We start from the raw sequence: 10,083 nt of genomic DNA, 5'->3' as shown, positions 1-10,083 counted from the left end.
ACAACGTCACCTGCTCATCCGGCGCAAGAGCCGGCAGGTCGATCGTTGTCATTGTCACCCCCCAGTGAATACGACCAAAGTGAATGCGATCAAAGTGAATGCGATCAAACATTTGTTCGTCGCTTGTGCATTCGAGTCTACACCCGATATGACCGATCGACAACCCGCAATCGCCACTTCTTTCGAAACGAGAATCGGTAGACATCTAGTCGCGGTTTCCGCGAAAGATGTCTACCGATTTCGAGGACGGGGTCAGGCCGGCGCCGGCTCCGACGATGCGGCGGCGGTGTTCTTGGCCCAGCGGTAGTCGGCCTTGCCGGCCGGGGTGCGTTTGACGTCGTCGACGAAGACGACGGTCCGCGGAACCTTGTATCGGGCAAGGGATTCGCGACAGTGTTCCTGGATCTCGGCGAGCGTCGGTTCAGCGGCACCGTCGGCGACCCGCACGACCGCGGCCACCCGCTGACCGTAACGTTCGTCGGGCACCGGCACCACCAGGGCATCGGCTACCGCGGGGTGTGCGTGGAGCACCGCCTCGACCTCCTCGGCATAGACCTTCTCGCCGCCGGTGTTGATGCATTGTGAACCGCGACCGAGGAAGACGATCGACCCGTCGGGCTCGACGGTGCCCATGTCACCCAGAACGGAGATGCGCCGGCCGTCGGGCAGGGTCGGGAAGGTGCGCGCGCTCTTCTCCTCGTCCTTGTAGTAGCCGAGCGGCACGTTGCCGATCCGCGCGATGTACCCGACATCGCCGGAGCCGGGCTCGATCTGTTCGAGCCGTTCGTCGACCACCATCATCTTCTCGGTGGGCGGCACCCGCAGATTTCCGTTGTCGTCCATCATGATCTCGCCGTCGTTACCCGACTCGGACGCACCGAAGTTGTCGCGCAGCAGCAGATCCGGTTTGATCGCGACGAACCGGTCACGGTTGTGGTGCGACCAGATCGCACCACCGGAGGTCACCGAGAACAGCGACGAGAGATCAACGTCGTCCTTGCGGCGTTCCATCTCCTCGGCCAGCGGCATGCCCATGGCATCGCCGACGATCAGGATGATCTGGATCTTCTCGTCCTCGATGCCCTTCACGATCGCGGCCGGGTCGAAGTCACGCATCAGGACCAGTCGTCCACCGAGAGTCAGGAAGGTGAACAGCGAATACGAGGCCGCGCCGTGCATCAGCGGGGCTGCGATGTTGAATGCGATCGAACCGAAATCCTTGACGGCGCTGCCGACTTCGGCAAGGTCCTTACGTGCGTCGCCGTACGGATTGCCGCCGGAGATGGGTTTGCGGAAGAAGTCGTCGTGGCGCCACATCACGCCCTTCGGGTATCCGGTGGTGCCGCCGGTGTAGAGCAGGTACAGCTCGTCGCCGGTACGGGGCTCGAAGTCGCGTTCCTCCGACGCGGACGCCTCATCGGCAAAGGACACGACGGCGACGTGCCTGCTCTCCGGTAGGTCTGCGGCGGCCGCCGTGAGTTCGTCGTCGATGCCGCCGATGACGAATACCGTTCGCACCTGCGGCAATTCAGGCAACAAGGTGGCGACGCTGCGCTGATGCTCCGGGAGTTCGACGATGATCCCCCGCGAATCGGAGTTGTCGAAGATGTACTGCAATTCGGAATTGGTGTAGCGGTAGTTGACGTTCACCGGCACCGCACGGATCTTCAGCAGTCCGAGCAGGCTCGTCACGTGTTCGACGCTGTTCTTGAGGAACAGTGACACGTGATCCGCGGCCTCGATGCCGTTGTCGCGCAACAGGTGCGCGACCCGGTTGGCGAGCCCGTCTAGTTCGGCATAGCTGATCTGGCGACCCTCATAGCTCAGGGCGATGCGTTCGGGCACAGAGTCGGCGACCGTCTCGAACACGTCGGCCAGATTGAACTTGTGCGGCTGCTGCCCAGCTCCTGCAGAGTGGGTTGTCGCGGTATCGGTGGTCATTGTCCGAGCTCCTGTGTCGATGGGGATGTGTCACCACTGAAGTCTGAGTATCGAGCCGGCGTGCGCGTCATGTGGTGAGCACCAAACCGCTTGTCGGAACGCCGGTTCCGGCGGTGACCACCACTCGTTCGGCGCCGCCGACCTGATTGACCGACTGGCCGCGCAGTTGCCGCACGCCCTCGGCGATCCCGTTCATACCGTGAATGTATGCCTCGCCCAGCTGTCCGCCGTGGGTGTTGAGCGGCAGCCTGCCACCGACCTCCAGGGCCCCGGGGTCGGCGACGAAATCCTTTGCCTCCCCCCGCCCGCAGAAGCCGAGCTCTTCGAGTTGCAGCAGCGTGTAGGGCGTGAAGTGGTCGTAGAGGATCGCGAGATCCATGTCGTCGGGGCGCAATCCGGATTGCTTCCACAGCTGCCGGCCGACCAGGCCCATCTCCGGCAGGGCGGCGAGTTCGTCGCGGTAGTAGCTGGTCATGATGAACTGATCCTCGGCGCTGCCGGCCGCGGCACCCGCGATGACGGCCGGACGGTGCGGCAGGTCCTTGGCCCGCTCCGCCGACGTGATCACCAGCGCGACACCACCGTCGGACTCCTGACAGCAGTCCAGCAGGTGCAGTGGCTCGGCGATGTACCGCGACGCCTGATGATCCTCGAGGGTGATCGGCTTGCCGTAGAAGAATGCGTTCGGATTCACCGCGGCATGTTTGCGGTCGACCACGGCGATCTGCCCGAAGTCGGCACTGGTGGCGCCGTAGTCGTGCATGTAGCGTTGCGCGATCATCGCGACGAACGCCGCCGGCGTGGACAGTCCATGCGGATACGAGAACGCGTTGTCGGTCCCCGACGAGTTCTCCTGGTTGGCGACGGCCGAATTCACCTGTCCGAAGCGCAGTCCCGACCGCTCGTTGAAGGCGCGGTAGGCGACGACGACGTCGGCGACGCCGGTGGCCACCGCCATGGCCGCCTGTTGCACGGTCGCGCACGCCGCTCCGCCGCCGTAGTGGATGCGCGAGAAGTAGGTCATCTCCTTCACCCCGACCGCGCGGGCGACGGCGATCTCGGCGTTGGTGTCCATGGTGAAGCTGACCAGGCCGTCGACGTCGGCGGGGGTGAGTCCGGCGTCGGCGATGGCCGCGCCGACCGCCTCGGCCGCGAGCCGGAGTTCGCTGCGCCCGGAGTCCTTGGAGAATTCGGTCGCACCGATTCCGACGATCGCCGCCTGCCCCGAGAGTGTGCCCATCAGTTCTTCCCCGTTCGTGTACCGAGGGTGAGCCCCACCGTCGAGATGACATGCTTGCCGAGCGAATTGGTGCCGGTCACCGATACCGTCACCGCGTCGCCGTCGCGGGCGGTCACCTCACCGGTGAAGGTCACCGAATCGTAGGCGTACCACGGCACTCCGAGCTTCAACGTGATCGAGGTGATGCGCGCCGACGGTCCGGCCCAGTCGGTCACGAACCGTTCGACCAGCCCGGTGTCGGTGAGGATGTTGACGAAGATGTCCTTGGAGCCCTTGGCCTGCGCGAGATCCCGGTCGTGATGCACATCCTGGAAGTCGCGGGTGGCCAGCGCGGTGGCAACGATGAAGGTCGGGGCGGCCTCGACCGTCAACGCGGGCAATGTGGTTCCGACCTCGACGGCCGGGGCGGCTTCTACGGTCATCGGCGGCCTCCGGACGTGCGGGGTTCCCAGGCATAGAGCGTCCACGCCGGCGCGCCGGTGTCGGGGTCGTCCGGGAAGTCGATAAACGTTGCGGTGACCGGCATCCCGATCTCGACGGCGTCCGGGTCGACTCCACGCAACTCGCCGAGCATTCGCACGTCCTCGTCGAGTTCTACCAGCGCGACGACGAACGGCAGTTGCCGGCCGGGTACCTTCGGCGCGCGGTGTACGACGTAGCTGTACACCGTGCCGAATCCGGTGGAGACCACGTAGTCGGTCTGCTCGATCGTGCCGTCGGCTGCACGCGGCTTCCACGTCGCCGGGATCGGAGGGTGACACAACGAGCCGTCGGCCACCCGCTGAATGCGCAGCTCGTGCGCGGCGATTCCCTCCCAGAAGAAGGCGGTGTCCCGGGAGACGCTGGGCCGCAGCATCTTCGCCGGATCGAGGTCCTCGGGAACCCCGCCGGAACCGGCCTGCGCCGGCTCGGCCGCCGACCGCTCCGCCGGACGGAACTTGAGGATGCGGAAATCCATCTCGGCGACCACCTCGTCACCGACCGACCAGGTGTTGCGGGTGGTGAAGAACCACCCCTCCCCCAGCGCCGTCGACTTGGGGCCGACGACGTCGACGAGTTCGGCCGACAGTTCGACGTCTTCACCGACCTCGATGTACCGGTGATAGGTGGTGTCGCAGTTGGTCGCCACGACCGAGGTGTAGCCGGCCTCGTCGAACAGTTCGGTGGCCCGCCCGAGTGGGTCGTCGGCGGTGCGTGCTCCGTGTAACCCACGCATCGTCCACACCTGTGCCATCGCCGGCGGCGCGACGATGCCGGGATGACCGGCGGCCCACGCGGCGTCGGCGTCGACGTAGATGGGGTTGTCGTCACCCATCGCCTCGACCCAGTTACGGATCATCGGCAGGTTCACCGGGTCGCGGCCCGCGACCGGGGCGCTCGGGCCGGCGGCCTTGATCTCGTCGGCGGCAGCGAGGATGGCGTCGGCCGATATGGTCATCGCTTGGCCCTCGGCAATCCGAGTCCCGCGGTGGCGATCATGTCGCGCATGACCTCGTTGACACCACCGCCGAAGGTGATGACGACGTTGCGTTTGGCCTGGACGTCCAGCCAGTCGGCGAGTGCCGCGGTGTCGGGATCGGTGAAATCGCCGTAGCGGCCGACGATCTCGTCGATCATCCGATGTATCCCCTGCAGCCGTTCGGTCGCGAACACCTTGGTCGCGGCGGCGTCGGCCATGGAGATGGCCTCCCCGGTCGAGGCCACCTGCCAGTTGAGCAGTTCGTTGATCCGCGCGTAGGCGTCGATGCGGGCGAGTGCGCGACGCACGTCGGGCTGTTCGGCGATGACGGTCCCGTCGGGTCCGCGCCGCTCCGCCCACTGCCGCACCCGTGCGGCGAGGCCCTCGATGCGACCGGCCGGACCGAGCATGACGCGTTCGTGGTTGAGCTGGGTGGTGATGAGCCGCCAGCCGTCTCCCTCTTCGCCGACCCGCATGGACACCGGCACGCGGACGTCGCTGTAGTACGTCGCGTTGACGTGGTGGGCACCGTCGGCGGTGATGATCGGTGTCCAGGAGAACCCCGGATCGGTGGTGTCGACGATGAGGATGGAGATGCCCTTGTGTTTGGGGGCGGCCTTGTCGGTGCGGACGGCCAACCAGATGTAGTCGGCGTCGTGGCCGCCGGTGGTGAAGATCTTCTGACCGTTGACGACGTAGTGGTCGCCGTCCCGCACCGCCGTGGTCGTCAACGACGCCAGGTCGGTGCCGGACTCGGGTTCGGTGTAGCCGATGGCGAAATGCACATCTCCGGTGAGGATTCGGGGCAGAAACCGATCCTTCTGCTCGTCGGTGCCGTGCTCCTGCAGGGTGGGTCCGACGGTTTGCAGGGTGACCGCGGGTAGCGGCACATCGGCGCGGACCGCCTCATTGGTGAAGATCTGCTGCTCGATGTCGCCGAATCCCTTGCCGCCGTATTCTTTCGGCCAGCCGACGCCGAGCCAGCCGTCGGTGCCCATCCGCTTGATCACCTTGCGGTAGGTCGGGCCGTGCCGTTCGGTGAGCATGGTCAGTGCTTCTTGTGGGCTGACCAGGTCGGAGAAGTATTCGCGCAGTTGCCCTTTCAGGGCACGCTGGTCGGGCGTCAGGTCAATATACACGGCTGGCCTCCTGCTCGTCGGCCATCTCGTCGAGCCGTGCGTGCGCGCCGCCGACGAGTCGGGCGAGGTCTTTCGCGATCGAGAAGTAGCGATGCAGCGGATAGGTGAGGTCGACGCCCACGCCGCCGTGCAGATGCGTCATCGTCCGTAACGTCGCCGGGATCTCGGCGGCCAGCCAGTACGCGCCGATCGCCAGATCCTGTTGCGCATCAAGCCCTTCAGACAGCCGCCACGCCGCGGACGTGGCGGCGAGGTTCATCGATCGTCCGACGACGTAGATGTCGGCGAGTTGTTGGCCTACGGCCTGGAACAGCGCGATCGGCTTGCCGAACTGATTGCGTGCGGATACGTGGTCGGCGGTCAGCCGCGTCGCACCGCCGATCAGGCCATCGGCAAAGGCACACAGCGCGATTCGGTAACGGTCGCGCAGCACCGCCAGGTCGGCGGTGAGCAGGTCGGCGTCGTCGACGGCGACATTGTCGAACCGGACCGTGTACTCACCCCAGCCACTCGACGAGACGGTGCGATGCACCGAGACGCCCGGCGCGTCGGGGCGAACCGCGACGACGCCCGCGTCGGCGGCCACCAGCAGTGCCGACGCCCCGTCGGCGTGCAGGACGCCGGTCTTGATGCCATCGAGCCGCCCATCGCGCAGCCGGGTCCGGGGTGCCTCGGTCAGCGGATCGCCGACCTCGCCGATGGCCACGGCGTGCCAGGCCCCGTCGGCGAGTGTGGCCGCCCACCGGCGCCGTGGACCGGAATCGGAAGCCTCCGGATCGAGGTGCGCCAACACCAGCGCCGAGGTCAGCGAACCGATCACCGGCAGAACCGCCGCCGATTCCCCCAGCCGACGCAGCAGCGGGAGCAGCGCGAGCACACCGAGGTCGTCGCCACCCAGCGACGACGGCAACGCGAGCACGCCGAGCCCGGCGCCACCCATCGCCCGCCACAGGTCGGTGTCGAACCCGCCGACCTCGCTGTCGAACTTGGATTCCCAATGCGTCTCGTGGCGAGCGAGCACGTCTGCGGCCACGTCGCCGACGGCGATCGCTTCGGCATCGACGGCAAAGTCCACCCCGGAACCTCCTATCGAAATTAGAACTTGTTCTAGTTGTATCAGAGATGGTCTTCCGGCGGTCGCCTTTGCCACACGATCTGCGGGTTCGGCCTCTGCTGCCGGGTCAGGATCGGGGCAGTCCGAGAATGCGTTCGGCTGCGGCAGTGCGCAGGATCTGGGTGGTGCCGCCGGCGATCGACAGGCAGCGGTTCTGCAGAGCGAGGTCGGAGGCGTCGCTCGCTGCGATGCCGCCCACACCGAGCAGGTCGGACGCGAACTCGGGCACCGACTGCCGATGTGCGACGCCGATCAGCTTGCGGACATTCGACAGGGCGCCGGGGTCGTGGCCGGCCAGTCGGCGGGTGACGGCCCGCGCATCGAGGACGCGTCCGATGTGGGCGTCGGCGACCAGCCGTCCCAGCTCGGCCGCCTCGGCGGCGCTCGGTTCCCGCGGCATCGCGTCGATCTGGCGCAGCAGCGCGTCCATCTCCTTGCCGAGACCCGATCCGCCCATCGCGACCCGCTCGTTGGCCAGTGTCGTCCGGGCCAGCCGCCAGCCGCCGCCGACGTCGCCGACCACGCAGTCGTCGGGCACGAACACGTCGTCGACGAACACCTCGTTGAAGTTCGCGCGGCCGGTGAGTTCCCGTAGTGGGCGGATGTCGATGCCCGGAGCGCTCATGTCGACCAGGAAGTACGTGATGCCCTTGTGCTTCGGCACATCGTCACCACCGGTGCGCGCCAGGCAGATTCCCCACTGCGCATGGTGGGCCTGCGAGGTCCAGATCTTTTGCCCCGTCAGTGTCCAGCCGCCGTCGACGCGTGTTGCCCGGGTCCGTAAGGATGCGAGGTCGGAGCCCGCCTCGGGCTCGCTGAACAACTGGCACCACACGATGTCACCGGCGAGTGTCGGTGCGACGAAGCGCTTTCGCTGAGCTTCGGTGCCGTGCTCGAGGATGGTCGGAACCGCCCAGGCACCGATCACCAGGTCCGGACGCACGACGCCGGCGCGCTCGAATTCGGAGTCGATGAGCAGTTGCAGCGCCGGGTCGGCACCGAGGCCGTGCGGCGGCGGCCAGTGCGGGGCGAGGTAGCCCGACTCCGCGAGGACGCGGCGCTGCTCGGCTTCCGGTGTGGCGACGATCTTTTCGGCCATGGCCCGCACCTCGGGGCGGCGATCCTCGACCGCCGACAGATCGATGTCGAAGTCGCGGCGGTCACCTTGCAGGCCACGCCGCGCCAGCTCGGTGCGGGCCGAATGCCCCTGCCCGAGGCGGGCACGCACCGCCAGCGCCGAGCGCAGGTACAGGTGCGCGTCGTGCTCGAAGGTGAAGCCGATGCCGCCGAGTACCTGGATGCAGTCCTTGGTGATCGCGGCCGGGAGGTCTGCCACGAGGACGTCGGCGGCGAACCCGCTCAGCGCCAGTTGTGCACGCGTGCTCTCGTGGTCGTCACCGTCGGGCGCCGCGGCCGCGGCATCGACGGCGCGGGCGAGATCCCACGCGGCCGCCTCGACTTGCTCGGTGCGGCAGAGCATGTCGGCGCAGATGTGCTTGATCGCCTGAAAGGATCCGATCGGCACGCCGAATTGGGTGCGCACCTTCGCATAGTCGACGGCGGTATCGAGGGCCCACCGGCTGACGCCGCTCTGAAATGCGTTGCGCACCAACGCCAGTACCCCGGTGATGAGCTCGGCGTCACCGCAGGCGATGACGTCGTCGGCGCCGAGTCCATCGATCGCCACCCGTGCGACAGGGGTGGCACCGTCCACCGGCACCTCCACACTGACCTCACGGGTCCCGGTCCGCGGCGCGACGATGCGCCAGCCGGCTGTGGTGGGCACGAGCAGCACCGCATCATCGACGTAGCCGGCCACCATGAGGTCGAGGTGGTCGCCGATCTCGGCGATCGGCGCCCCGATGACCGGCACGACGCCCGGGGCCGCACCCGCGCTCACCGCGGCCAGCAGCCCCTCGGCACGCGGATCGTCGCTCAGGCCGAGTGCCAGTGCCGTCGCGACCGTCTCCCCGATCGGCCCGGGCACCAGATCATGGCCGCAGCGCTCGAGCATGGCCGCGACGTCGGCGAAGCTCGCACCGAGACCGCCGTGAGTTTCCGGCAACGCCGCGGCGAACACCCCGAATTCGGCCAGTTGGTGGAACAATTCCGACCAGTCGTCACTGCCGGGTTTGTCGATCTGGGCGCGGGCGATGTCTGCGGTGCCGACCTGCGCCGCCCAGGCTGCGATGGCGTCGCAGACGGCGAGCTGTTCGGCGGACGTGGCGAGAGTCACGGAGATCCTTCGGTGTCGAAAGGTGACCAAGAAATAGAACCTGTTCTAATATGCCATGAGGGTCGCCTGTTCGGTACCCACCAACCGCAAGACAGCACACCGACGACGTGAGGATGTCCGAGAGCACATGGCTGCATCTGACAACGCCGCAACCGCGACGGAACTCGTCGCCGACACCGGCGGCGAATCCGGTTCCGCGGCGCAGCGTGACCGACGGCGTCGAATCCTCGACGCCACCTTGACCCTGGCGTCCAAGGGCGGCTACGACGCCGTCCAGATGCGCACGGTGGCCGAGAAGGCCGATGTCGCGGTGGGCACGCTCTACCGCTACTTCCCGTCCAAGGTCCACCTGCTGGTGACGTCGCTGGCCCGCGAGTTGGCGCGCGTCGAGTCCCGCGTCGACCGATCACAGCTCCGCGGCGAGAACTCCGTCGAGCGATTGCGGCACGTCCTCGACATGATCACCTTCGCCATGCAACGCGATCCGCTGTTGACCGAGGCGATGACCCGCGCATTCATGTTCGCCGACGCCTCGGCCACCGCCGAGGTCGATCAGGTCGCGGGCATCATCGACCGGCTGTTCGCCGGCGCCATCGTCGACGAGGGTGAACCCACCGCCGAGGACCTCGCCATCGCCCGCGTCCTCGCCGACGTGTGGATGTCGAACCTGGTGCAGTGGCTCACCCGCCGCGCATCGGCGACCGATGTCACCAACCGCCTCGAACTCACCGTCCGACTACTCCTCAAGGATCGGGTGACCCAGAAATGAAGACAAAGTCCCGTCTCACCTGCCCATGTGGCGAGATGCTGCGCGGTTCCACCGAGGACGAGCTCGTCGACAACGTCCGCAAACACCTCGCCGAGAACCATCCCGACCACGAGTACTCCCGCGACGAGATCTTGTTCATGGCCTACTGAGCTTTCATGGCCCAGTGGGCGCCGGACCTCGCGGCC

The 10,083-nt window shown here is 67.0% G+C and carries 9 protein-coding genes; 2 read left to right on the top strand and 7 right to left on the bottom strand.

Annotated elements, in window-relative coordinates:
• Positions 1 to 252: 252 nt before the first annotated feature.
• The 7 genes from ACLQ3C_RS15535 to ACLQ3C_RS15505 form a co-directional block, all read right to left on the bottom strand.
• The gene (locus ACLQ3C_RS15535) at positions 253 to 1,941 is read right to left on the bottom strand and encodes an AMP-binding protein (protein ID WP_425705983.1); all 1,689 of its coding nucleotides are present in this window, start codon (positions 1,939 to 1,941) and stop codon (positions 253 to 255) included.
• Between the two features lie 67 nt (positions 1,942 to 2,008).
• Complete coding sequence (locus ACLQ3C_RS15530) at positions 2,009 to 3,181, bottom strand: lipid-transfer protein (RefSeq protein ID WP_425705982.1); 1,173 nt, start codon at positions 3,179 to 3,181, stop codon at positions 2,009 to 2,011.
• Complete coding sequence (locus tag ACLQ3C_RS15525; protein ID WP_425705981.1) at positions 3,181 to 3,603, bottom strand: MaoC family dehydratase; 423 nt, start codon at positions 3,601 to 3,603, stop codon at positions 3,181 to 3,183. Before ACLQ3C_RS15525 ends, ACLQ3C_RS15530 begins: the two co-directional genes overlap by 1 nt.
• The gene (locus ACLQ3C_RS15520; protein ID WP_425705980.1) at positions 3,600 to 4,619 is read right to left on the bottom strand and encodes a bifunctional MaoC family dehydratase N-terminal/OB-fold nucleic acid binding domain-containing protein; all 1,020 of its coding nucleotides are present in this window, start codon (positions 4,617 to 4,619) and stop codon (positions 3,600 to 3,602) included. Before ACLQ3C_RS15520 ends, ACLQ3C_RS15525 begins: the two co-directional genes overlap by 4 nt.
• Positions 4,616 to 5,779, bottom strand: coding sequence for an acyl-CoA dehydrogenase family protein (locus tag ACLQ3C_RS15515; protein WP_425705979.1), 1,164 nt, complete (start codon positions 5,777 to 5,779; stop codon positions 4,616 to 4,618). Before ACLQ3C_RS15515 ends, ACLQ3C_RS15520 begins: the two co-directional genes overlap by 4 nt.
• Positions 5,769 to 6,854 carry an acyl-CoA dehydrogenase family protein gene (locus tag ACLQ3C_RS15510; protein ID WP_425705978.1) on the bottom strand — a complete coding sequence of 362 codons (1,086 nt, stop codon included), beginning with the start codon at positions 6,852 to 6,854 and terminating at the stop codon, positions 5,769 to 5,771. Before ACLQ3C_RS15510 ends, ACLQ3C_RS15515 begins: the two co-directional genes overlap by 11 nt.
• A 106-nt stretch (positions 6,855 to 6,960) precedes the next feature.
• Positions 6,961 to 9,129 (bottom strand): acyl-CoA dehydrogenase family protein, encoded by a 2,169-nt coding sequence (locus ACLQ3C_RS15505; RefSeq protein WP_425705977.1) that lies wholly within the window; start codon positions 9,127 to 9,129, stop codon positions 6,961 to 6,963.
• Positions 9,130 to 9,256: 127 nt separating this feature from the next.
• Here ACLQ3C_RS15505 and kstR point away from each other — a divergent pair, with 127 nt between their 5' ends.
• Positions 9,257 to 9,898, top strand: a complete 642-nt coding sequence (gene kstR / locus ACLQ3C_RS15500) for a cholesterol catabolism transcriptional regulator KstR (RefSeq protein WP_425705976.1) — start codon at positions 9,257 to 9,259, stop codon at positions 9,896 to 9,898.
• Positions 9,895 to 10,047, top strand: coding sequence for a DUF1059 domain-containing protein (locus ACLQ3C_RS15495; protein WP_425705975.1), 153 nt, complete (start codon positions 9,895 to 9,897; stop codon positions 10,045 to 10,047). The genes kstR and ACLQ3C_RS15495 overlap by 4 nt, the downstream gene beginning before the upstream one ends.
• Positions 10,048 to 10,083: the final 36 nt, after the last annotated feature.

Origin of the sequence: Gordonia sp. DT30, assembly GCF_049844915.1 — a bacterium.
Taxonomy (GTDB): domain Bacteria; phylum Actinomycetota; class Actinomycetes; order Mycobacteriales; family Mycobacteriaceae; genus Gordonia.
This window is presented reverse-complemented; position numbering and strand designations above follow the sequence as displayed.

Coding starts and splice junctions, on each gene's coding strand:
- ACLQ3C_RS15535 (WP_425705983.1), bottom strand. CDS start 1,941: ATGACCACCGATACCGCGACAACCCACTCTGCAGGAGCTGGGCAGCAG.
- ACLQ3C_RS15530 (WP_425705982.1), bottom strand. CDS start 3,181: ATGGGCACACTCTCGGGGCAGGCGGCGATCGTCGGAATCGGTGCGACC.
- kstR (WP_425705976.1), top strand. CDS start 9,257: ATGGCTGCATCTGACAACGCCGCAACCGCGACGGAACTCGTCGCCGAC.
- ACLQ3C_RS15520 (WP_425705980.1), bottom strand. CDS start 4,619: ATGACCATATCGGCCGACGCCATCCTCGCTGCCGCCGACGAGATCAAG.
- ACLQ3C_RS15525 (WP_425705981.1), bottom strand. CDS start 3,603: ATGACCGTAGAAGCCGCCCCGGCCGTCGAGGTCGGAACCACATTGCCC.
- ACLQ3C_RS15495 (WP_425705975.1), top strand. CDS start 9,895: ATGAAGACAAAGTCCCGTCTCACCTGCCCATGTGGCGAGATGCTGCGC.